Here is a 21,750-nt window from a genome sequence, read left to right on the forward strand (position 1 = left end):
CAACCGCCGTCGTAAGCAAGCCACGCTCCCGTAGGAGCGAGGCTTGCCCGCGATGGCCGTTACGCGGTTGCGCGTCGAGTTAGAAGAAGCCCAACGGATTGATGTCGTAGCTCACCAGCAGGTTTTTGGTCTGCTGATAGTGATCGAGCATCATCTTGTGGGTTTCACGCCCGACGCCGGACTTTTTGTAACCACCGAACGCGGCATGCGCCGGGTACAAGTGGTAGCAGTTGGTCCACACACGACCGGCCTTGATGGCGCGGCCCATGCGATAAGCGCGGTTGATGTCGCGGGTCCAGAGGCCGGCGCCCAGGCCGAACTCGGTGTCGTTGGCGATGGCCAGGGCTTCGGCTTCGTCCTTGAACGTGGTGATGCTCACCACCGGGCCAAAGATTTCTTCCTGGAACACGCGCATTTTGTTGGTGCCCTTGAGCAGGGTCGGCTGGATGTAATACCCGGTCGCCAGGTTGCCCTCGAGTTTTTCCACCTTGCCGCCGGTTAGCAGCTCGGCGCCTTCGCCCTTGGCGATTTCCAGGTACGAAAGGATTTTGTCGAATTGCTGTTCGGATGCCTGGGCGCCGACCATGGTGTCGGTGTCCAGCGGGTCGCCACGTTTGATCGACAGGACTTTTTTCATCACGACTTTCATGAAGTCGTCGTAGATCGATTCTTGAACCAGTGCACGAGACGGGCAGGTGCAGACTTCGCCCTGGTTGAAGAACGCCAGCACCAGGCCTTCAGCAGCTTTCTCGATGAAGGTTTCTTCGGCTTGCATGATGTCGGCGAAGAAGATGTTCGGCGACTTGCCACCCAGCTCCACGGTGGACGGAATGATGTTTTCGGCGGCGCATTTCATGATGTGCGAGCCAACCGGAGTCGAGCCGGTGAAGGCGATCTTGGCGATGCGTTTGCTGGTGGCCAGGGCTTCGCCGGCTTCTTTGCCGAACCCTTGCACGACGTTGAGTACGCCAGGTGGCAGCAGGTCGCCGATCAATTCCATCAGCACGGTGATGCCCAGCGGGGTTTGCTCGGCAGGCTTGAGCACCACGCAGTTACCGGCGGCCAGGGCCGGGGCGAGTTTCCAGGCGGCCATCAGGATCGGGAAGTTCCACGGGATGATCTGCCCGACCACGCCCAGGGGTTCATGGATGTGGTACGCCACGGTGTTGCCGTCGATCTCGGCGGCGCTGCCTTCCTGGGCGCGGATGCAACCGGCGAAGTAGCGGAAGTGATCCGCCGCCAGCGGGATGTCGGCGTTGAGGGTTTCGCGAACGGCTTTACCGTTGTCCCAGGATTCGGTGATCGCCAGCAGTTCCAGGTTCTGCTCAATGCGGTCGGCGATTTTCAGCAGCACCAGCGAGCGCGCCTGGGCGGACGTGGCGCCCCAGGCATCGGCCGCCGCGTGGGCAGCGTCCAGGGCTTTGTCGATGTCTTCGGCCGTGGAACGTGGGAATTCGGCAATCGGTTGGCCATTCACGGGCGAGGTATTGGTGAAGTACTGACCTTTGACAGGCGCGACGAACTCGCCGCCGATGTAGTTACCGTATTTGCTCTTGAACGAAACGATAGCGCCTTCAGTACCGGGGTGAGCGTAACGCATGGTGAGTTCTCCTTGGCTTTGTACTTATTAGAGAGACGCGCATGTGCGCTTGCTATAAGCGTAGAGCAAAGGTTGGGCCACTGCCTTGCAGGGCAGGCAAATCAAGGCCTTGCGCGGTTTTTGTCGGACAAGCGGGCGGCGCCTGTGACGGTTTCGGTACAGCCTGAGTGACAGTTTGTACCGTTTTTGGCACAGGCTGTGACTGGGTGGTCTTGCCAGCATTGCAAAGCGCGCTGACGTGGAGGATGCTCGGCCTCACGCTTTATGTAGCAACTGCCGAAGGTTGCGTCCGAGTGCGAAGCGCTCGCCTCGGCTTGGCAATGAAATACGGGACACAAGTTTTACGACCGCTTCGCGGCCGGACGCAGCCTTCGGCAGCTGCTACACGGAAGCGGACATGACTCTGCGGGGAGAATAATAAGAAATGCACGACAACCATTTGAGTCGCCATGCCCAGCAAGTCCTGACCGTTACCCAGGGCAAATCACACCTGCATGGCCCCGGCAGCGATCCGTCGATTGCCCGTTCCTGGCTGCGTTGTCTTGAGGACTATCACCTCGACCCGGCCCTGGCTATGGCGCCAACGGTGCTGGAGCATGGCCGTGTGCTGGAAAGCCGCGAACGCCTGCAACAAGTGCTGCACATCGCCGGCAATGAAATGACCAGCCTGCACCAGCAACTCTCCGGTGCCGGCCACGCAGTGCTGCTGACCGACGCCCGCGGGGTGATCCTCAACTGCGTCACCGCCCCCGCCGAACGCAAGATTTTCGAGCGTGCCGGGCTCTGGCTCGGGGCCGACTGGAGCGAAGCCTGCGAAGGCACCAACGGCATCGGCACCTGCCTGGTAGAGCGCCAATCCCTGACCATTCACCAGGACGAACACTTTCGCGGCCGCCACACCGGACTGACCTGCTCCGCGAGCCCGGTGTTCGACCCCCATGGCGAATTGCTGGCGGTGCTCGACGTGTCGTCGGCGCGCCATGAAGTCTCGCGGCAGAGCCAGTTCCACACCATGGCCCTGGTCAACCTCTCGGCGAAGATGATCGAGAGCTGCTATTTCCTGCGTTATTTCGACAATCAATGGTTGCTGCGTTTTCACTTGCAGGCCGAGTCCGTGGGACTGTTCAGCGAAGGGCTGCTGGCGTTCGATGGCGAAGGGCGGATCAGCGCGGTCAACCAGAGCGCGTTGAACCTGTTGGGGCATATTCGCGGCGGGCTGCTGGGTAAACCGGTGGAAGCGTTTTTCGATTGCTCGCTGGATGAGTTGCTCGGCCGAGCGAGCGTGAATGCCAGCGCCAGTTGGCCGCTGCGCGCCCGTGACGGCCGCAGTCTGTTTGCCGTGTTGCGCGGTCAGCCTCGGAGTATTCCGGTGCCGGTGGTGCAAAGTCCGGTGATTGCCGAACGTCCGCGCTTGTCCGGCATCTGCCTGGGCGATGCGGCGTTACAAGAAGATTTTCGTAAGTCCCTGCGCGTATTCGAACGGGATGTGCCGTTGCTGATCAATGGCGAAACCGGTTCCGGCAAGGAAGCCTTCGCCAAAGCCGTGCACCACGCCAGCCAACGGGCGGATAAAGCCTTCGTCGCCCTCAACTGCGCGGCCATTCCGGAAAGCCTGATCGAAAGCGAACTGTTCGGCTATCGCGGTGGCAGTTTCACCGGCGCGCGCAAGGAAGGTATGCGTGGCAAGTTGCAACAGGCTGATGGCGGCACGTTGTTCCTCGATGAAATCGGCGACATGCCTCTGGCCTTGCAGACCCGGCTATTAAGGGTGCTGGAAGATCGCCAAGTGGTGCCGATTGGCGGTGAACCGGAGTCGGTCAACGTCAGAATAATCAGCGCGACCCACCGCAATTTGCTGGACCGGGTGCAGGACGGCAGCTTCCGCGAGGATTTGTACTACCGGCTCAATGGGCTGGAAGTGGCATTGCCGGCGTTGCGCGACCGTAGCGATAAATCGCAGTTACTGGATTTCCTGCTGGCGGAAGAGGCGGGCGGGGAAATAGTGCTGATTGATCAGCCGGCACGGGAAGCCTTGCTCGGGTTCGCCTGGCCGGGGAATGTGCGGCAGTTGCGCAATGTGCTGCGTACGTTGGCGGCGCTGTGTGATGGCGGGCGGATCGGGCTGGAGGATTTGCCGGCAATGATTCGCCAAGTGCGGCCGGCGGTTGCGTTGGTGGTGGACGAGCCTTCGGAGTTTCCGCTGGAGGATGCGGAGCGGTTGGCGTTGCTCAATGCGCTGGAGCAGCAGCGCTGGCATATGACGCATACCGCTGAACAGCTGGGTGTCAGTCGCAATACTCTTTACAGAAAGCTGCGTAAACACGGGATCGCCCGTTCTGCCTGACTGATCGTTCCCACGCTCTGCGTGGGAACGATCATGTGCACGACCCTGAAACAAAGGTGCGAATTTTCCCACCCTACGCTAACCTGCGGCCATGTTTTACGAGGTCGACTATGCACATTCATATTCTTGGTATCTGCGGCACTTTCATGGGTTCGATGGCGGTTCTGGCCAAAGAGCTGGGTCATCACGTGACCGGCTCCGATGCCAACGTCTATCCGCCGATGAGCACTCAGCTGGAAGCTCAGGGCATTGAGTTGACCCAGGGTTACGACCCGGCGCAGCTCGATCCGGCCCCGGACCTGGTGGTGGTCGGCAACGCCATGTCCCGCGGCAACCCGGCGGTCGAGTACGTACTGAACAAAGGCCTGCCCTACGTTTCCGGCCCGCAATGGCTGGCCGACCACGTGTTGCAGGGTCGCTGGGTATTGGCCGTCGCCGGTACTCACGGCAAGACCACCACCAGCAGCATGCTCGCCTGGGTACTGGAACACGCGGGCATGAGCCCGGGTTTCCTGATCGGCGGCGTGCCGCAGAATTTCTCGGTGTCCGCTCGCCTGGGCGGCACACCGTTCTTCGTGATCGAAGCCGATGAATACGACAGCGCGTTCTTCGACAAGCGCTCCAAGTTCGTTCACTACCGCCCACGCACGGCGATCCTGAACAACCTTGAGTTCGATCACGCCGACATCTTCCCCGATCTGCCGGCCATCGAACGGCAGTTCCACCATTTGGTACGCACAATCCCGAGCGAAGGCCTGGTCATTCATCCGACTACCGAACCCGCGCTGCAACGGGTAATCGAGATGGGCTGCTGGACCCCGGTGCAAACCACCGGTGCCGGCGGTCAGTGGCAGGTCAAGTTGCTGAGCGAGGACGGTTCGAAGTTTGAAGTGATGTTCGAAGGCGTCGCCCAAGGCGTGGTCGAGTGGGACATGACCGGTCAGCACAACGTCGCCAATGCCCTGGCCACTTTGGCGGCGGCGCGGCACGTCGGCGTCGTGCCATCAATGGGCATCGCGGCATTGAGCGCGTTCAAAAGCGTGAAGCGCCGGATGGAGAAAGTCGCGGAAGTGCGTGGCATCACCATCTACGACGACTTCGCCCACCACCCGACCGCCATCGCCACCACCCTCGACGGCTTGCGCAAGAAGATCGGCGATGCGCCGTTGATCGCGATCATCGAGCCGCGCTCCAACTCCATGAAGCTCGGCGCGCACCGTGACGGTTTGCCGGAAAGCGTGGTCGATGCCGATCAGGTGATCTGGTACGCGCCGGCCAACCTCGGTTGGGATTTGGGCGCTACCGCCGCGCTTTGCACCGTGCCATCGATCGTCAGTGATTCCCTCGAAGGCATCATCGAACGCGTGAAAAGCCAGGCCCAGCCCGGCACCCACGTAGTGATCATGAGCAACGGCGGCTTCGGCGGCCTGCACGGCAAACTCGCCGAGGCGCTGCAATGAACAACGGCCCGGAACGCATCACGCTGGCGATGACCGGTGCGTCCGGCGCCCAGTACGGCTTACGCCTGCTTGATTGCCTGGTACGTGAAGACCGCGAGGTGCATTTCCTGATCTCCAAGGCTGCGCAACTGGTGATGGCCACCGAGACCGACGTTACGCTGCCGCCGAAACCGCAAACCATGCAGGCCTTCCTCACCGAATACACCGGCGCCGCTGCCGGACAGATCAAGGTGTATGGCAAGGAAGACTGGATGTCGCCGGTGGCCTCGGGCTCCGGCGCGCCAGCGGCGATGGTGGTGGTGCCGTGTTCCACCGGGACCTTGTCGGCGATTGCGACCGGGGCTTGCAACAACCTGATCGAACGCGCCGCCGATGTCACCTTGAAGGAGCGCCGCCAGTTGATTCTGGTGCCGCGTGAGGCGCCGTATTCGAGCATTCATCTGGAGCACATGCTCAAGTTGTCGAACATGGGCGTCACGATTTTGCCGGCCTCGCCGGGGTTTTATCACCAGCCACAGACCATCGACGACCTGATCGACTTCGTCGTGGCGCGGATTCTCAATCTGCTGAACATTCCACAGGACATGCTGCCGCGTTGGGGCGAGCACCATTTGAGCAGTGATGAATAAGCTGCTGGTGGTGCTGCTGGCGCTGCAACTGGCCGGCTGCGCCACGGCGCGCACGCTCGATGCCGCCAAGCCGGGGGCGCCGGTGGTGTATTCGGGGACGCGGCTGGATTTGTATGCGATGAACGGTGGATGCTGCGCCATGGATCGGTTTGGTGCTGAAGCGCCGAGCTATCCGGGAGTGGACCTGCCGGGGAGCGCGTTGCTCGACACGCTGCTGTTGCCGCTGTCACTGCTGACGGTGATTGGCGTGAGTTTCCAGGCGACGGGCGGGTTGTAAGAAGAACACAGCTTTTGTGGCGAGGGAGCTTGCTCCCGCTGGGACGCGAAGCGGCCCTTCTTCTTAAAAGCAAGGGACTGCTGCGCAGTCCAGCGGGAGCAAGCTCCCTCGCCACAGGTCAGCCGGTTACTTGCCGAGCTTACGCAACTCATCCGACTCAACCACCCGCACCCCATCCTGCTCTTCCAGCGCCAGGCGCCACATGGCGCGGGCCAGTTGGCAGGCTTCAATGCCGCGGTATTTACCCGGGATCAAGCGCGAAAACGGTCCGGCGAATTGCTCGGCCATGCGCGGTTCCAGGCGTTCACCCAGCAACAGGGACGGACGGCAAATGGTCAGCTGCGGCCAATCCTGCGCGCGCAGTGCGTGTTCCATCTCGCCTTTGACCTTGTTGTAGAAAATCGAGGATCTGCGATCGGCTCCCAAGGCACTGATCACAATCAGGTGCCGCGCACCCATTTCCCGTGCACGTTTGGCGAACGCCACCACCATGTCCAGGTCCACCGCCCGAAACGCCGCTTCGGAGCCGGCCTGTTTAATCGTGGTGCCGAGGCAGCAATAGGCGATGTCGACGCGACCATTGAGTTGCGGCAGGAACTCGGCCGGGTCGCCGACGGGGTTTTCCAGGTGGGGATGCTCGGCCAGTGGCCGGCGTGAAGGTGCCAATACCCGCGTAATCGTTGGCTCATTGAGCAAGCGATCAAGCAAATGTTCGCCGGTTAATCCGGTGGCTCCGGCAAGCAATACATGCTGAGGCGTCAAGTACATAGTGTCTCCCCCTTGATACTGTTCAGCTTAGTTGAGCTTGGCATCCTTGCTGCTGATAGCAGCACTTTGTAATGCTTTGCGCGCTTGTTGCTTGCGCAGCAGTTGCCAATGGGAGAGGACGGTTTTCGGCGCCCAGATCTGTGGCTCAGAGGCTTCGAAGTTATCCGCCAGTTCACGCTCGGCCACGGTGGCCTTGGCCAGCTTGAAGGCTTGCTCCAGGTCGTCGGTCTGGTTCAGCGCCTGGGCGAACAGCGCGTCGCCGAAGTAGGTGAAGTTGGCTTCTTCCGAGCAACCGAAGGACACCCGGTCCGCCCGCGAGGCGGTCATGATCAGGGTGCGTTCGTCTTTCAGCGCCGGGATGAAACCACCGGAATAGCAGGAAGAGATGACAATAATCTTGTCGCGATTCTTCAGCGGGGTCAGGACCGCGGCCAGTTCGTCGGCCGGCAGGTCAGCCAGTTCCATGCGCGGCTGGTCGAGCACCAGTTCGTGTTCGCTGGTGCCGTGGCTGGTCAGGTAGATGAACAGCAAGTCTTCCGGGCCGCTGCGCTCGGCCAGGGTCTGGACGGCGCGGCGCAGGTTTTCCCGGGTGGCCATCGGCCGGTCGGCGAGGTGTTCGCGATGGTTGACCAGACGAATTTGCCCATAAGCGCCGAAGCGGCTGGCGAGCATGTTGGCGACGTAGTCGGACTCGCGCAGGAACACGCTCTGCTTGCCGTCGCCACCGAGAGTCAGGGTGTACAACTCGACCGCCGGGGTGGAGGCGGGGACGTTGGCCAGCGCTTCATCGAGCAAGCGACCCTGGGCGAGCAAGCCGAGCTCCAGAGTATCGGGCAGCAACTTGCCATCGGCGTCGCGCACGCGCTGGCCATTGATCCAGGTGCCGCTCATCACGGAGCCATCGGTCAGTACCAGCGTGCCGCGACCGGAATAACTGTCGTTGTCGAAACCGCCGACATAGAAACTGCCGTCGGCCAGGTTCAAGCGGCCCTGACCGGTGAAGCGCCAGTCGCTGAACTGGCCGATGTAGTGGCTGCCGTCGGTGCCGATAAGCTCGCCCTTGCCGCTGAGCACGCCTTCCTTGAACTGGCCGATCCAGACATCGCCATCGGCGTTTTCGTAGCGACCCTTGCCGTGGAGCTGGTTGTCCTTGAAGCCACCGACGTAGATATCGCCGTCGGCGCTGTTGAACGTGCCGTTGCCCTCCAGCTGACCATCGACGAAATGCCCGCTGAACTGATTGCCACTGGCATCGCCGCGCTGGCCTTCGCCGTTGGGTTTGCCGTGGGCGAACTGGCCTTGATAGGTGCTGCCGTCATCGAGTTCGAGACGACCGAGCCCTGAATATTGGTCGGCCTTGAACTCACCGCGGTAAGTCATGCCGTTTTCTTTGAGGGTGCCTTCGCCGTCGCGCCGGCCAAGCTTGAAGCCGCCGGTGTAGCTGCTGCCATTGGTAGTCAGCGTGCCCTGGCCGTCGAACAGACCTTGCTGGAATTGTCCGCGATAGACTTCGCCGTTGCTGCCGTGCCATTCGCCCTGGCCATGCCACTGGCCTTTGTCGAACTGACCGGCGTACCAACTGCCGCTCGGGTAGTCGATACGACCCTGGCCCTGCAACAACCCGTTGACCAGATCCCCTCGATAGCGTCCGCCGTCCGGCAGGCGGGCGTCAGGGGACAACAGCGATTCACCATCGCCGCAAGCGGTGAGCATCAGGGTCAAAGCGAGGAGTGCAAGTGAGCGCATAGCGGGATCCGGGCAATTAGGCGACCGAGTATGCCGCAGCTATGTGTCGCATATATAGAGAAGGTCGCGAAACAGCGTGCGCTGCTTCGCATTCGGGATGGTTTACACGAAACAGAGGGACAGCGGTTCGGCGATATACGCCGGTTTGTCCGAGCCTTCTATCTCAAGGGTAGCGGTGGCCTTGAGTAGCCATTGGCCGGGTTTCTTCTCGGTGACTTCGTTCATGTCGACCTTGAGCCGGACCCGTGAATTGACTTTCACCGGCTGGATGAAACGCACACTGTCCAGGCCATAGTTGACCACCATCTTCACGCCTTGCGGCAGGATCAGGATGTCTTCCATCAGTTTGGGAATCAGCGACAGCGACAGGAAACCGTGGGCAATGGTGCTGCCAAATGGCGTTTGCGCGGCTTTGACCGGGTCGACGTGAATGAACTGATAATCCCCGGTGGCTTCGGCGAACAGGTTGATGCGCTCCTGATCGATGGTGAGCCATTCGGAACGTCCAAGTTCCTTGCCGACATAATCTTTGAGCTCTGCAACGGGAACATAGGGCATTGAGACTCTCCTTGGGTTCATCGGTTTTATAGTTTTGAGTTGGGGGGATTTGACCTCCCGGATTACCACTTTAGATCAACATGGCAAATGGCTCCGGTCAACTGACCATGCTTTTGGCGAATGCCGGTCTATAGCGTCGGCGTGCTTATAATGCCCGGCCCCTTTTTGATGGGGACAACACGTGGGGAGATTGCTGGATGTTGTTACGTGGCCTGACCTGGCTGGTGCTGTTCCAATTGCTGGGCACAGCCATCAACCACCTGTTTTTGCCGGTGCTGCCGGGGCCGATTGTCGGCCTGCTGCTGTTGCTGGTGTTCCTGATTTGTCGTGGCGAAGTCGGCGAACCGCTGAACCTGGCCGCCAGTAGTCTGCTGCGCTACCTGCCGCTGTTGCTGGTGCCGCCGGCGGTGGGTGTGATGGTTTACGCCAAGGACATTGCCGCGGATTTCTGGGCCATCGCTGGCGCATTGGTGTTGTCGCTGGTGCTGTCGATGGCCTTCGTCGGGGGGCTGATGCAGCGCCTGGTCAAGCGTCATGCCCATCGCGGAGATCGTCCATGATTCTCGATTGGCAGGGCGCTCTCGATTCGGTGATTCACCATCCGCTGTTCGGCATCGGCATTACCCTCGGCGCTTATCAACTAGTGCTCGCGGCGTTCGAGAAAACCCGCTGGATCTTCCTGCAACCGGTGCTGGTGTCCATGCTGCTGGTGATCGGCGTATTGGTAGGCTGCGGCCTGACCTACGCCGAGTACCGCAAGAGCACCGAGATCCTCAGCATCCTGCTCGGTCCCGCCACCGTTGCCCTGGCGGTGCCGCTGTACTTGAATCTGCGACGGATTCGGCAGTTATTCTGGCCGATATTTACTACGCTGGTGATAGGCGGCGTGGTCGCCACGGGCATGGGCGTGTTGCTCGGCTGGTGGTTCGGCGCCGAACACATGATCCTGATGACCATGGCGCCCAAATCCGTGACCTCGCCGATTGCCATGTTGGTGGCTGAGCAGATCGGTGGTGTCGCGGCGCTGGCGGCGGTGTTCGTGTTGATTACCGGTGTGATCGGTGCGATTTTCGGCCCGAGTCTTTTGACCCGGCTCGGTGTCCACAGTCCTGAGGCCCGCGGCATGGCTTTAGGGCTGACCGCCCACGCGGTCGGCACGTCGGTGGCGTTGCAGGAAAGTGAAGAGTGCGGCGCCTTCGCGGCGCTGGCGATGAGTCTGATGGGCGTGGCCACGGCGGTATTCCTGCCGTTGGCCGTGTCGATGGTGGTGTAAGGATATGTCTATGAGCTTGCCGCTTTTTCCGCTGAACACGGTGCTGTTCCCTGGTTGCATCCTCGATTTGCAGATTTTCGAGGCGCGCTACCTGGACATGATCAGCCGCTGCATGAAACAGGGCAGCGGCTTCGGCGTGGTGTGCATCCTCGATGGCGAGGAAGTCGGCATCGCCCCGGCAGGTTATGCGCTGGTCGGCTGTGAAGCGTTGATCACCGATTTCAAGCAGCAGGACAACGGCTTGTTGGGGATTCGGGTACAGGGTGGGCGGCGGTTCCACGTCTTGCGCTCCGAAGTGCAGCGCGATCACCTGACCATCGCCGATGTCGAGTGGCTGGAAGACGAGCCCGAACAACCGTTGCAGGATGAAGACGCCGACCTGGTTGCCTTGCTCAAGGCCCTGGCCGAACACCCGATGGTCGAAGCGCTGAACATGGGCACCGAAGCGACCGGGCAACAGTCGCTGGCCAATCAGTTGGCGTACCTGCTGCCGTTCGCCGAAGTGGACAAGATCGACCTGCTGCAACTCGATGACCCGCAACAACGGCTGGATGCGATTCAGGCGTTGCTGGATGAGTTGCAGGGCGAGTTGTTTGCCTGACGGGCGCATGTAGCAGCTGCCGAGCCCGCGAGGCTGCGTTCGAGGACGAAGTCCTCGCAAATCCTGAGCATGCGGTGTGCCTGAATGGCGACTGCTGTGCAGCCGAATGCAGCCTTGCGCTACTCGGCAGCTGCTCGGCAGCTGCTACGGGGCTGCGATCTTCAGTAGGCGTAGCGCAACATCGTATGCGGCAAATGGCGCAACGCAAAAAAGGCAAACAGCGCCAGCAACGACGGCAACACCAGCCACCAGACCTTCGGCGGCATGGCGTTGAGCGGCGTCTGGCGTTGACTCAGCCACAGGCCCGCGGCACAGACACACGCCGCCAGCATCGCGCCGGCCAGCACGTCTGTCGGCCAGTGCGCGCCGAGGTACACCCGCGACAAGGCAATCGACAGCGCCGGCAGGCAGCCCAGCAGCAGCCAGGTCAGGCGCATCCGTGGCGGCTGCCCGCGACCGGCGAGCACCGCGAGGGTCAGGAATAGCGCAAAAGAGCCCGAAGCGTGGCCGCTGGGCATGCTGTAACTGGTCAGCGGGTCGCTCAATACTTCCGGACGCACACGGGCGAAAAATTGCTTGGTCACGGTGTTGCCCAGGGCGGTAAACAATAGCGTACCGCCGGCGAAGATTGCCTGGCGCCATTGCCGGGTGAGCAACAGCAGGCCGGTCAACAGGGCGCTGAATACCAGCATGTAGCGGAATTCACCGATCAGCGTGAAGGTCACCGCCACTTCATCGAGCATTGGGCTGCGGTGTTCTTGCACCAGGGTCATCACGCCCTGGTCGAGGGCCGTCAGATGCGGATACCCGATAAACAGTCCCAGCAAAATCAGCAGACCGAGGCCGGCAATATAAGCGGTGGCATGCCGATGGCGTCGCAAACTGCTGGTGACGCTCAAGCCGATCATCGCCGCAATGCTACCGGCGACGATCCCGGCTTCAGGCCAGAATCCTTCCGGCAAGGGCAGGCGAATCGCCGCTCCCGTGGCCCAACCCGGCAGCAGATAGGCAATGGTCCAGCCGGCGGCGGCCAACAGGCTGACGGCGGCGAAGCGCGGGAAGGGCATGTCGAACATCCCGGCCACCATCGGCAACATTGGCCGCAACGGCCCGATGAAACGCCCGACCAACAGGCTGGCGATGCCATAGCGCTGGAAATAGGACTCGGCCCCGGCAATCCATTCCGGGTGATGACGCAGGCCCGGCAAGCGCCGAATGTTCTGGTGGAAGTGTCGTCCCAGGAAGTAGGAAATTACATCACCCAGCAAGCCGCCGAGGAATCCCAGCAACAGCGTTTCGCCCAGCGACAGCGCGCCACTGCCGGCCAGCACCGCCACGGCAAACAACAAAACCGTGCCCGGCACGATCAACCCGGCAATCGCCAGGCATTCCACGCAGGCCACGATGAATACGGCGGCGGCCAGCCACTGCGGATTGACCGTCAACCAGCCGGTGATGCTATCGAGCCATGGGCCCATACGTACAACTCCATTCTACGAATCGACCCCGGCGGGGCGTGTGTTCACAGCAAAAAATAATCGCGACCTTCGACCTGCCCCCGGCGCAGCGGGTTCCGCGTGCAGTACGGCGCATACGCCGCATCGACAAAGCGGTACATCAGGTGTTCGTCACGGCCATGGGGAATGCCCAGTCGCGTGGTTTGAACGATGTGGACGGGGGCGGGGCCGATGTCTTGCACCAGCAACACTTCATGATCAAAGCGCTTGGCGTCCCAGACCGGCACCTTCAACCCCAGCGATTTGCAGAGCAAGGTCTGGCCGGCGCAGAGTTTTTGCGCGGGGCGAGGGCGGCCCTGGGCGTCGGGGTTGTTCAGCAGCATCTGCGCCAGACTCGCCGGCCCGCTCAATTCATCGACCCACGGATAGGCGGATTTGATCAGCACGGCATTGCCCGGCCCTTGGGCACTGAAGTTCAGAGAATCGCCGCCCCGGGCGTAATACATATAGATGTGGCCGCCATCCAGAAACAAAGCCTTACGTTTTTCTGTGTAGCCAAGGGACGCGTGGCTGCCTTTTTCTTCGCAGTAATACGCTTCGGTCTCGATGATCCGGGCGCTGAGCCACAGGTCGCCCACCCGGTGACGGATGACTTTACCGAGTAAATCCCGGGCCAGGACTTGTGCGTCGCGGTCGAAAAAAGCATCCGGCAGCGCCGTGGGCAAGGCTGAAAGGGCGGCGCGAACAGTCAGGTTGGACATGATGAACGGCGTTTATCAGGGCTGATTGAGCGGTGATGATACCAATTTGCAGCTTAATCACGGCTGAACGTCGGCAATTTGCCCTCCATTTCGACCATCCGCCTGTCACCGCTGTTAGTCCTAGGACGCGACAGCTATAATCTGCCGCTTTCATCTTTGCCAAGATCCCATCAGACATGACTGAGTCCGTCCTCGACTACATGACCCGCCTGGGTCGCGCTGCCCGCGAAGCGTCGCGCATCATCGGCCGTGCCAGCACTGCGCAGAAAAACCGCGCCTTGCAGGCTGCTGCCAATGCGCTGGACGCCGCGCGCGGCGAGTTGACGGCCGCCAATGAACTGGATCTGGCCGCCGGTCGGGCCAACGGTCTTGACGCTGCCTTGCTGGAGCGTCTGGCGCTGACCCCGGCGCGCATCGACAGCATGATCGTCGGTCTGCGCCAGGTTGCAGCCCTGCCGGACCCGGTCGGCGCAATCCGCGACATGAGCTTTCGCCCGTCCGGCATCCAGGTCGGCAAGATGCGTGTGCCGTTGGGCGTGATCGGCATCATTTACGAATCCCGGCCAAACGTGACCATCGATGCCGCCAGCCTGTGTCTGAAGTCCGGTAACGCGACCATCCTGCGTGGCGGCTCCGAAGCGATTCATTCCAACCGTGCCATTGCCGCCTGCATCCAGCGCGGCCTGGCCGAAGCCGAGCTGCCGGCCGCCGTGGTGCAAGTGGTCGAGACCACCGACCGTGCCGCCGTTGGCGCGTTGATCACCATGCCGGAATACGTCGACGTCATCGTGCCGCGCGGTGGCAAGGGCCTGATCGAACGGGTCAGCCGCGACGCCCGCGTGCCCGTGATCAAGCACCTGGACGGCATTTGCCACGTTTACGTCAGTGCCCACGCCGATCTGGCGAAAGCCCAGCGCATCGCCTTCAACGCCAAGACTTACCGGTATGGCATCTGCGGCGCGATGGAAACCCTGCTGGTAGATCAAACCGTCGCCAAGGATTTCCTGCCATCGATGGCCGCTCAGTTCCGCGAAAAAGGCGTCGAGCTGCGCGGTTGCGAACGTACGCGGGCGATCATTGATGCTGCGGCGGCGACTGAAGAAGACTGGAACACCGAATACCTGGCGCCGATCTTGTCGATCCGCGTCGTCGATGGCTTGGATCAGGCCATCGAGCATATTAATAAGCACGGCTCCCATCACACCGATTCGATCGTCAGCGAAAACCTCGCTGACACCCGGCGTTTCGTGGCCGAAGTCGACTCATCGTCGGTGATGATCAACACCCCGACCTGCTTCGCCGATGGCTTTGAATACGGATTGGGTGCCGAGATTGGCATTTCTACTGATAAGCTGCACGCCCGCGGCCCGGTGGGCCTCGAAGGTTTGACCTGCGAGAAGTACATCGTGGTCGGTGACGGCCAGTTGCGCGGACAGGAGTCGGTCTGACTTGGGCGACCTCGACCCGTCAGCCCCGGTCACTGCCGGCGAGGCTGGGCCTCGACGCATTGGCGTGCTGGGCGGAACCTTCGACCCGGTGCACATCGGCCATTTGCGCGGTGCACTGGAAGTCGCCGAATCCCTGGGGCTCGATGAGCTGCGTCTGACACCCAGTGCCAGACCGCCTCATCGGAATACGCCACAGGTGTCGGCGCAGGACCGTCTGGCGATGGTCGAGTGCGCGGTGGCCGGTGTGGCACCGTTGGTGGTGGACGCCCGCGAATTGCAGCGGGACAAACCGTCCTACACTATCGATACCCTGGAATTGATGCGTGCTGAGATGGCCGCGGATACCCAGGTTTTTCTACTTTTGGGCTGGGACGCATTTTGCGGCCTGCCCACTTGGCACCGCTGGGAAGAGTTGCTCCAGCATTGCCACATCCTGGTGCTGCAACGCCCGGATGCCGACAGCGAACCGCCGGATGCCTTGCGCAATCTGTTGGCGGCACGCTCGGTGAGCGACCCGCTGGCCCTCAAAGGGCCGAGCGGACAGATTGCATTCGTCTGGCAGACGCCGCTCGCGGTATCCGCCACCCAGATCCGTCAACTGCTGGCCAGCGGTAAGTCGGTACGTTTCCTGGTGCCCGACGCGGTCCTGGCCTACATCGATGCGCACGGTCTTTACCGTGCGTCGAACTGAAAAGAGGGCATGCTTCCCGGCACGTAATGACGTGTATTGAAGCGCCCGAACATACGAGCAAAACGAGTTTTATATGACGAACAAAGACGTAACTAAAGTAAAGCGCAAAGGCACGTTCAAGAGCGCCCCGCTGCCTGAGCCGGTTCTTACCACCGAGCCGCTGAAGGGTGACGAGCTGGTCAAGATTGCCGTAGCTGCCCTGGAAGACGTAAAAGGCCAGGACATCCAGGTCATCGACGTTCGCGAAAAGCAGAGCATCACTGACTACATGATCATCGCCACCGGTACCTCCAACCGCCAGATCGGCGCGATGCTGGACAAGGTTCGCGAAGCGGTCAAAGCCCTCGGCGTCAAGCCGTTGGGTGAAGAAGGCAAGGGCGACAGCGACTGGGTCCTGCTGGATATGGACGACGTGATCGTGCACATGATGACCGCTTCGGCTCGTCAGTTTTACGACCTCGAGCGCCTGTGGTCCGGTGCCGAGCAGAGCCGTGCGCTGAACGCGGCTCACCACAGCCCGGAAAACACCCACGAGCATTTCATCAAGCTCAACAAAGACCAGCAATAAGGGACCGCTGTGCGACTGCGACTGATCGCCGTCGGTTCACGCATGCCCAAGTGGGTGGAAGAAGGCTGGCATGAATATGCCAAGCGTCTTCCGTCCGAGCTGGCGCTGGAACTGGTGGAAATACCGCTCAACACCCGTGGCAAGAACGCCGACGTGGCGCGCTTCATCCGTCAGGAAGGCGAAGCCATGCTGGCCAAGGTCGGGCCGAACGAGCGGGTTGTCACCCTCGAAGTCCACGGCAAGCCCTGGAGTACCGAGCAACTGGCGGTCGAACTCGATCGCTGGCGGCTGGACTCGCGCACGGTGAATTTCATGGTCGGTGGCCCCGAAGGGCTGGCGCCGGAAGTCTGTGCCCGGGCTGATCAGCGCTGGTCGTTGTCGCCGTTGACGTTGCCGCACCCGCTGGTGCGGATTCTGATCGGCGAACAGTTGTATCGTGCCTGGACAGTGTTGTCCGGCCACCCTTACCACAAGTAGCTCTGCCCTCATGTCCCAGCCGATCCGCATCAAGGACCACGAAAAAGACGCCCGTCTGGTGCGTGGCCGCGTCGTGTTCGGGGCAATTGCGGTGGTGGCGCTAATCTGCGTGCTGATCGCGCGGCTGTATTTCCTCCAGGTCATCCAGTACGAGTACCACTCGACCCTGTCGGAAAACAACCGCGTCCACGTGCAGCCGATTCCGCCGACTCGTGGGCTGATCTTCGACCGTAATGGCGTGGTGGTGGCCGATAACCGGCCCAGCTTCAGCCTGAGTATGACCCGCGAGCGCTCCGGCGACTGGCAGCAAGTGCTCGACGTGATCGTCCAGGTGCTGGAACTGACGCCCGAGGACCGGGTGATCTTCGAGAAACGCATGAAGCAGGGGCGCCGGCCGTTCGAGCCGGTGCCGATCCTGTTCGAGCTGACCGAAGAGCAGATCGCGCGGATCGCGGTGAACCAGTTCCGGTTGCCGGGTGTGGAAGTGGTCGCGCAGTTGGTGCGGCATTACCCGCAGGGCGCGCATTTTGCGCACTCCGTGGGCTACATGGGCCGGATCAACGAGAAAGAGCTGAAGTCGCTGGACCCGGTCAACTACAGCGGCACCCATCACATCGGCAAGACCGGCATTGAGCGCTTCTACGAGCCCGAGCTGCACGGCCAGGTAGGGTACGAAGAAGTCGAGACCAACGCTCGGGGCCGCGTATTGCGTGTGCTCAAGCGTACCGATCCGATTCCCGGCAAGGACATCGTCCTGAGCCTGGACATCAAATTGCAGGAAGCCGCCGAGTTGGCGCTCGGTGGTCGCCGTGGTGCGGTGGTGGCGCTGGACCCGGCAACCGGCGAAGTGCTGGCGATGGTCAGTCAGCCGAGCTTCGACCCGAACCTGTTCGTCACCGGCATCAGCTTCAAGGCCTATGCCGAGTTGCGCGATTCGATTGACCGGCCGCTGTTCAACCGCGTCCTGCGCGGTCTGTACCCGCCGGGCTCGACCATCAAGCCAGCGGTGGCGATTGCCGGCCTGGATTCCGGTGTGGTCACAGCCTCGACCCGTGTGTTCGACCCGGGTTATTACCAACTGCCCAACTACGATCACAAATACCGTAACTGGAACCGTACCGGCGACGGCTTCGTCGACCTGGACACGGCGATCATGCGTTCCAACGACACCTACTTCTATGACCTGGCCCACAAGCTGGGCATCGATCGGTTGTCCTCGTACATGGGCAAGTTCGGCATTGGCCAGAAGGTCTCGCTGGACATGTTCGAAGAATCGCCCGGGCTGATGCCGTCCCGCGAGTGGAAGCGTGCAACCCGGCGTCAGGCCTGGTTCCCGGGCGAAACCCTGATTCTGGGGATCGGCCAGGGCTACATGCAGTCGACGCCGCTGCAACTGGCGCAAGCCACGGCGCTGGTGGCCAACAAAGGTGTGTGGAACCGTCCGCACCTGGCCAAGACCGTCGAAGGCGAAAAGCCCAAGGATGAAGATCCGATGCCGGACATCGTCCTGCGCGACCCGTCCGACTGGGCCAAGGTCAACCACGGCATGCAGCAAGTGATGCACGGCGCGCGCGGCACCGCGCGCAAAGCGGCCATCGGTTCGCAATACCGGATCGCCGGCAAAAGCGGTACGGCCCAGGTGGTCGCGATCAAGCAGGGCGAGAAGTACGACCGTTCCAAGGTGCAGGAGCGTCACCGCGACCACGCCTTGTTCGTCGGCTTCGCGCCGGCCGACAACCCGAAAATCGTGGTGTCGGTGATGGTCGAGAACGGCGAGTCCGGCTCCGGCGTCGCCGCGCCGGTTGTACGTCAAGTCATGGATGCCTGGCTCCTGGACCAGGATGGACGACTCAAACCTGAGTACGCCGGCCCTATCAGCGCGGAGGCTACGGCCCGTGAAGAGTAATTTCGATCGCATCCTCTCCAGTGAGGACGTGATGCGTCGCCGAGCGACGCTGTTGCAACGCCTGCACATTGACGGCCCATTGCTGATCCTGCTGCTGACCCTCGCCGCCGGCAGCCTGTTTGTGCTGTATTCGGCCAGTGGCAAGAGCTGGGATCTGCTGGGCAAGCAAGCCACTTCATTCGGTATCGGCCTGGTGTCGATGATCGTCATCGCCCAGTTCGAACCACGTTTCATGGCCCGTTGGGTGCCGGTCGGCTACGTGCTCGGCGTGCTGTTGCTGGTAGTGGTGGACGTCATGGGCCACAACGCCATGGGCGCCACGCGCTGGATCAACATTCCCGGGGTGATCCGCTTCCAGCCCTCGGAATTCATGAAGATCCTGATGCCGGCGACCATCGCCTGGTACTTGTCCAAACGCACGTTGCCACCGCAGCTCAAGCACGTGGGCGTCAGTCTGTTCCTGATTGGCTTGCCGTTTATCCTGATCGTGCGTCAGCCGGATCTCGGCACTTCGCTGCTGATCCTGGCCGGCGGCGCGTTCGTGCTGTTCATGGGCGGCCTGCGCTGGCGCTGGATCCTCAGCGTGATCGCCGCGGCAGTGCCGGTGGCGGTGGCGATGTGGTTCTTCATCATGCACGACTACCAGAAGCAGCGAATCCTGACGTTCCTCGACCCGGAAAGCGATCCGCTGGGCACCGGCTGGAACATCATTCAGTCCAAGGCTGCCATCGGTTCTGGCGGCGTTTTCGGCAAGGGCTGGTTGCTGGGTACCCAGTCGCACCTGGACTTCCTGCCCGAAAGCCACACCGACTTCATTATTGCGGTGTTGGGCGAGGAATTCGGCCTGGTGGGCATTTGCGCACTGTTGCTGATTTACCTGTTGTTGATCGGTCGCGGGCTGGTGATTACCGCCCAGGCCCAGACTTTGTTCGGCAAATTGCTCGCAGGCAGCCTGACCATGACGTTTTTTGTTTACGTTTTCGTCAACATCGGTATGGTCAGTGGCCTGTTGCCGGTTGTGGGGGTGCCGTTGCCGTTCATTAGCTACGGAGGAACTTCGCTGGTGACGCTGCTGTCAGCGTTTGGGGTTTTGATGTCGATCCATACCCATCGTAAGTGGATCGCACAGGTTTGAATAAGGTGAAGATTTCAATGCAAGCAATGCGTGGCTGGGCGACTCGATACGCGCCGTGGGTCGGCCTGGTAGGCATCCTTGGTACCGCAGAAACGCGGGCCGGCGATTACGAAGGCTCACCCCAGGTGGCCGAATTCGTCGGTGAAATGACCCGCGACTACGGTTTTGCCGGTGAACAGCTGATGGGCGTGTTCCGCGAAGCCGCGCGCAAGCAGGCGATCCTGGACGCTATTTCCAAACCTGCCGAGCGGGTTAAACAGTGGAACGAATATCGCCCGATGTTCATTACCGACGCGCGCATTGCCCGTGGCGTGGACTTCTGGCGCCAGCACGAGGCGGTGTTGGCCCGTGCCGAGCAGGAATATGGCGTACCGGCTCAGGTAATTGTCTCGATCATCGGCGTTGAAACCTTTTTCGGCCGCAATACCGGCAATTACCGGGTGATCGATGCATTGTCGACCCTGGGTTTCGACTATCCTCCCCGTGCCGAATTCTTCCGTAAGGAATTGCGTGAATTCCTGCTGCTGGCCCGGGAAGAGCAGGTCGACCCGTTGACCCTCAAAGGTTCCTACGCCGGTGCCATGGGCCTGCCGCAGTTCATGCCGAGCAGTTTTCGCGCGTATGCGGTGGACTTCGACGGTGACGGCCACATTAATATCTGGACCAATCCGGACGATGCCATCGGCAGCGTCGCCAGTTATTTCAAGCGTCACGGCTGGGTTGCCGGCGAGCCTGTGGTCAGCCGCGCCGATGTGCGTGGCGATCAGGTGGACGAGGGTTTGACCACCGGCATTGAGCCGACGAAAACCGTCGGGGAGTTGCGGGCGTTGGGCTGGTCGAGTCATGATGCGCTGCGCGATGATATGCCCGTCACCGCTTTCCGCCTGGAAGGTGACAATGGCCCCGAGTACTGGATGGGCCTGAAGAATTTCTACGCGATCACGCGTTATAACCGCAGCGTGATGTACGCCATGGCCGTACATCAACTGTCTGAACAGCTGGTCCAAGCACGGGGCGTCAAGTAATGCGGGCATTGCCTATGAATAAACCCCTGAAGCTGATGGCATACGCCGCGTTGGCGGTGCTGGTCGCCAGTTGTACGACCAGCCGCGCGCCGACCCAGAAGTCCCCCTCCACCGCCGTGCGAGCTACGCCGGGGCTGGACATCAACCGCGCGCACAAAGACGGCGCGCCGTGGTGGGACGTCGACGTGTCGCGCATCCCGGATGCCACGCCGACCTTGCACAGCGGACCTTATAAAGCCAACCCGTACACCGTGCTGGGCAAGACCTACTTCCCGCTGCAAGAGTCCAAGACCTACGTCGCCTCGGGCACCGCGTCGTGGTACGGCACCAAGTTCCACGGCCAGAACACCGCCAACGGCGAGGTGTATGACCTGTACGGCATGAGTGCCGCACACAAGACGCTACCGCTGCCGAGTTACGTTCGGGTGACCAACCTGGACAACAACAAGAGCGTGGTCCTGCGGGTCAACGACCGTGGGCCGTTCTACTCGGACCGCATCATCGACTTATCCTATGCTGCCGCCAAGAAGCTCGGCTATGCCGAAATCGGCACCGCGCGGGTCAAGGTTGAAGGCATCGATCCGCAACAGTGGTGGGCCGCTAAAGGCCGTCCGGCGCCTTTGATGCTCAACGAGCCGCAAGTAGCGCAAAATGCCGCGCCGACCATTACCGCTTCGGCGGGGACGGTCGAGCAATGGACGCCGCCGCCGCAGCAACACGCCTCGGACACTGTGCCGGTGCAGGTTGCCGCAAAAAAAAACGCTTCTGTACCAGCCTCTGGCCAGTATCTGCAGGTGGGCGCGTTCGCCAACCCGGACGCTGCAGAACTCCTGAGATCGAAGCTCAGCGGGATGGTGAGCGCTCCGGTGTTCATCAGCTCGATCGTGCGCAACCAACAGACACTGCATCGGGTGCGCCTGGGGCCGATCGGTTCGCAGGGTGAAATCCAGCAAGTGCAGAACAGTGTGCGATTGGCCAATCTCGGTTCGCCGAGCCTGGTCACCGCCGAGTAACACGCAGTACTTG

21 protein-coding genes are annotated in these 21,750 nt (G+C 61.5%); 15 read left to right on the forward strand and 6 right to left on the reverse strand.

What is annotated here, in order from left to right:
- Nucleotides 1-79: 79 nt before the first annotated feature.
- On the reverse strand, nt 80-1,600 hold the full coding sequence (gene exaC / locus HKK52_RS24490) for an acetaldehyde dehydrogenase ExaC (RefSeq protein ID WP_169372910.1): 1,521 nt from the start codon (nt 1,598-1,600) through the stop codon (nt 80-82).
- A gap of 424 nt (nt 1,601-2,024) precedes the next feature.
- On the opposite strand from exaC, the gene HKK52_RS24495 reads away from it, so the two are divergent.
- From HKK52_RS24495 to HKK52_RS24510, 4 genes are all read left to right on the forward strand, one after another.
- Nucleotides 2,025-3,944, forward strand: a complete 1,920-nt coding sequence (locus HKK52_RS24495; RefSeq protein ID WP_169372911.1) for a sigma-54-dependent Fis family transcriptional regulator — start codon at nt 2,025-2,027, stop codon at nt 3,942-3,944.
- A 110-nt stretch (nt 3,945-4,054) separates the two neighbouring features.
- Nucleotides 4,055-5,404, forward strand: a complete 1,350-nt coding sequence (mpl, locus tag HKK52_RS24500) for a UDP-N-acetylmuramate:L-alanyl-gamma-D-glutamyl-meso-diaminopimelate ligase (RefSeq protein WP_169372912.1) — start codon at nt 4,055-4,057, stop codon at nt 5,402-5,404.
- On the forward strand, nt 5,401-6,033 hold the full coding sequence (gene ubiX / locus HKK52_RS24505; protein WP_169372913.1) for a flavin prenyltransferase UbiX: 633 nt from the start codon (nt 5,401-5,403) through the stop codon (nt 6,031-6,033). Before mpl ends, ubiX begins: the two co-directional genes overlap by 4 nt.
- Nucleotides 6,026-6,310, forward strand: coding sequence for a YceK/YidQ family lipoprotein (locus HKK52_RS24510; RefSeq protein WP_169372914.1), 285 nt, complete (start codon nt 6,026-6,028; stop codon nt 6,308-6,310). The genes ubiX and HKK52_RS24510 overlap by 8 nt, the downstream gene beginning before the upstream one ends.
- Before the next feature lie 126 nt (nt 6,311-6,436).
- Here HKK52_RS24510 and HKK52_RS24515 read toward each other — a convergent pair whose 3' ends face one another.
- The 3 genes from HKK52_RS24515 to HKK52_RS24525 all read right to left on the reverse strand — a co-directional run bounded on the left by HKK52_RS24515 (nt 6,437) and on the right by HKK52_RS24525 (nt 9,382).
- Nucleotides 6,437-7,078, reverse strand: coding sequence for an oxidoreductase (locus HKK52_RS24515; RefSeq protein WP_169372915.1), 642 nt, complete (start codon nt 7,076-7,078; stop codon nt 6,437-6,439).
- A 27-nt stretch (nt 7,079-7,105) separates the two neighbouring features.
- Nucleotides 7,106-8,824, reverse strand: coding sequence for a C13 family peptidase (locus HKK52_RS24520; RefSeq protein WP_169372916.1), 1,719 nt, complete (start codon nt 8,822-8,824; stop codon nt 7,106-7,108).
- Nucleotides 8,825-8,926: 102 nt separating this feature from the next.
- A complete protein-coding gene (locus tag HKK52_RS24525; protein ID WP_133837569.1) occupies nt 8,927-9,382 on the reverse strand; it encodes a MaoC family dehydratase in 456 nt (151 codons plus the stop codon).
- 197 nt (nt 9,383-9,579) lie between these two features.
- On the opposite strand from HKK52_RS24525, the gene HKK52_RS24530 reads away from it, so the two are divergent.
- The 3 genes from HKK52_RS24530 to HKK52_RS24540 are packed head-to-tail and all read left to right on the forward strand — an operon-like array spanning nt 9,580 to nt 11,256.
- Nucleotides 9,580-9,942 (forward strand): CidA/LrgA family protein, encoded by a 363-nt coding sequence (locus HKK52_RS24530; protein WP_169372917.1) that lies wholly within the window; start codon nt 9,580-9,582, stop codon nt 9,940-9,942.
- On the forward strand, nt 9,939-10,655 hold the full coding sequence (locus HKK52_RS24535) for an LrgB family protein (protein WP_169372918.1): 717 nt from the start codon (nt 9,939-9,941) through the stop codon (nt 10,653-10,655). Before HKK52_RS24530 ends, HKK52_RS24535 begins: the two co-directional genes overlap by 4 nt.
- 10 nt (nt 10,656-10,665) lie before the next feature.
- Nucleotides 10,666-11,256, forward strand: coding sequence for an LON peptidase substrate-binding domain-containing protein (locus HKK52_RS24540; protein WP_054616727.1), 591 nt, complete (start codon nt 10,666-10,668; stop codon nt 11,254-11,256).
- 161 nt (nt 11,257-11,417) lie between these two features.
- Here HKK52_RS24540 and HKK52_RS24545 read toward each other — a convergent pair whose 3' ends face one another.
- Nucleotides 11,418-12,734 carry a bifunctional DedA family/phosphatase PAP2 family protein gene (locus HKK52_RS24545; RefSeq protein WP_169372919.1) on the reverse strand — a complete coding sequence of 439 codons (1,317 nt, stop codon included), beginning with the start codon at nt 12,732-12,734 and terminating at the stop codon, nt 11,418-11,420.
- A 44-nt stretch (nt 12,735-12,778) separates the two neighbouring features.
- A complete protein-coding gene (locus tag HKK52_RS24550; RefSeq protein ID WP_169372920.1) occupies nt 12,779-13,474 on the reverse strand; it encodes a DNA-3-methyladenine glycosylase in 696 nt (231 codons plus the stop codon).
- 176 nt (nt 13,475-13,650) lie between these two features.
- Here HKK52_RS24550 and HKK52_RS24555 point away from each other — a divergent pair, with 176 nt between their 5' ends.
- The 8 genes from HKK52_RS24555 to HKK52_RS24590 all read left to right on the forward strand — a co-directional run bounded on the left by HKK52_RS24555 (nt 13,651) and on the right by HKK52_RS24590 (nt 21,737).
- On the forward strand, nt 13,651-14,922 hold the full coding sequence (locus HKK52_RS24555; protein ID WP_169372921.1) for a glutamate-5-semialdehyde dehydrogenase: 1,272 nt from the start codon (nt 13,651-13,653) through the stop codon (nt 14,920-14,922).
- Nucleotide 14,923: 1 nt separating this feature from the next.
- Entirely contained in the window at nt 14,924-15,613 is a 690-nt protein-coding gene (nadD, locus tag HKK52_RS24560; protein ID WP_169372922.1) for a nicotinate-nucleotide adenylyltransferase, read from the forward strand.
- Between the two features lie 73 nt (nt 15,614-15,686).
- Entirely contained in the window at nt 15,687-16,181 is a 495-nt protein-coding gene (gene rsfS / locus HKK52_RS24565; protein WP_123404548.1) for a ribosome silencing factor, read from the forward strand.
- A gap of 9 nt (nt 16,182-16,190) precedes the next feature.
- On the forward strand, nt 16,191-16,658 hold the full coding sequence (gene rlmH, locus HKK52_RS24570) for a 23S rRNA (pseudouridine(1915)-N(3))-methyltransferase RlmH (protein ID WP_007937439.1): 468 nt from the start codon (nt 16,191-16,193) through the stop codon (nt 16,656-16,658).
- A gap of 10 nt (nt 16,659-16,668) precedes the next feature.
- Nucleotides 16,669-18,564, forward strand: coding sequence for a penicillin-binding protein 2 (gene mrdA / locus HKK52_RS24575; protein ID WP_169372923.1), 1,896 nt, complete (start codon nt 16,669-16,671; stop codon nt 18,562-18,564).
- Between the two features lie 31 nt (nt 18,565-18,595).
- Nucleotides 18,596-19,699, forward strand: coding sequence for a rod shape-determining protein RodA (gene rodA, locus HKK52_RS24580; protein WP_169374289.1), 1,104 nt, complete (start codon nt 18,596-18,598; stop codon nt 19,697-19,699).
- Nucleotides 19,700-19,716: 17 nt separating this feature from the next.
- Nucleotides 19,717-20,724, forward strand: a complete 1,008-nt coding sequence (mltB, locus tag HKK52_RS24585; RefSeq protein WP_169372924.1) for a lytic murein transglycosylase B — start codon at nt 19,717-19,719, stop codon at nt 20,722-20,724.
- Nucleotides 20,724-21,737 carry a septal ring lytic transglycosylase RlpA family protein gene (locus tag HKK52_RS24590; RefSeq protein WP_169372925.1) on the forward strand — a complete coding sequence of 338 codons (1,014 nt, stop codon included), beginning with the start codon at nt 20,724-20,726 and terminating at the stop codon, nt 21,735-21,737. Before mltB ends, HKK52_RS24590 begins: the two co-directional genes overlap by 1 nt.
- The last annotated feature ends 13 nt before the right edge of the window (nt 21,738-21,750 follow it).

Origin of the sequence: Pseudomonas sp. ADAK2 (assembly GCF_012935755.1) — a bacterium.
GTDB lineage: Bacteria > Pseudomonadota > Gammaproteobacteria > Pseudomonadales > Pseudomonadaceae > Aquipseudomonas.

Coding starts and splice junctions, on each gene's coding strand:
- exaC (WP_169372910.1), bottom strand. CDS start 1,600: ATGCGTTACGCTCACCCCGGTACTGAAGGCGCTATCGTTTCGTTCAAG.
- HKK52_RS24495 (WP_169372911.1), top strand. CDS start 2,025: ATGCACGACAACCATTTGAGTCGCCATGCCCAGCAAGTCCTGACCGTT.
- mpl (WP_169372912.1), top strand. CDS start 4,055: ATGCACATTCATATTCTTGGTATCTGCGGCACTTTCATGGGTTCGATG.
- ubiX (WP_169372913.1), top strand. CDS start 5,401: ATGAACAACGGCCCGGAACGCATCACGCTGGCGATGACCGGTGCGTCC.
- HKK52_RS24510 (WP_169372914.1), top strand. CDS start 6,026: ATGAATAAGCTGCTGGTGGTGCTGCTGGCGCTGCAACTGGCCGGCTGC.
- HKK52_RS24515 (WP_169372915.1), bottom strand. CDS start 7,078: ATGTACTTGACGCCTCAGCATGTATTGCTTGCCGGAGCCACCGGATTA.
- HKK52_RS24520 (WP_169372916.1), bottom strand. CDS start 8,824: ATGCGCTCACTTGCACTCCTCGCTTTGACCCTGATGCTCACCGCTTGC.
- HKK52_RS24525 (WP_133837569.1), bottom strand. CDS start 9,382: ATGCCCTATGTTCCCGTTGCAGAGCTCAAAGATTATGTCGGCAAGGAA.
- HKK52_RS24530 (WP_169372917.1), top strand. CDS start 9,580: ATGTTGTTACGTGGCCTGACCTGGCTGGTGCTGTTCCAATTGCTGGGC.
- HKK52_RS24535 (WP_169372918.1), top strand. CDS start 9,939: ATGATTCTCGATTGGCAGGGCGCTCTCGATTCGGTGATTCACCATCCG.
- HKK52_RS24540 (WP_054616727.1), top strand. CDS start 10,666: ATGAGCTTGCCGCTTTTTCCGCTGAACACGGTGCTGTTCCCTGGTTGC.
- HKK52_RS24545 (WP_169372919.1), bottom strand. CDS start 12,734: ATGGGCCCATGGCTCGATAGCATCACCGGCTGGTTGACGGTCAATCCG.
- HKK52_RS24550 (WP_169372920.1), bottom strand. CDS start 13,474: ATGTCCAACCTGACTGTTCGCGCCGCCCTTTCAGCCTTGCCCACGGCG.
- HKK52_RS24555 (WP_169372921.1), top strand. CDS start 13,651: ATGACTGAGTCCGTCCTCGACTACATGACCCGCCTGGGTCGCGCTGCC.
- rsfS (WP_123404548.1), top strand. CDS start 15,687: ATGACGAACAAAGACGTAACTAAAGTAAAGCGCAAAGGCACGTTCAAG.
- mrdA (WP_169372923.1), top strand. CDS start 16,669: ATGTCCCAGCCGATCCGCATCAAGGACCACGAAAAAGACGCCCGTCTG.
- rodA (WP_169374289.1), top strand. CDS start 18,596: ATGCGTCGCCGAGCGACGCTGTTGCAACGCCTGCACATTGACGGCCCA.
- mltB (WP_169372924.1), top strand. CDS start 19,717: ATGCAAGCAATGCGTGGCTGGGCGACTCGATACGCGCCGTGGGTCGGC.
- HKK52_RS24590 (WP_169372925.1), top strand. CDS start 20,724: ATGCGGGCATTGCCTATGAATAAACCCCTGAAGCTGATGGCATACGCC.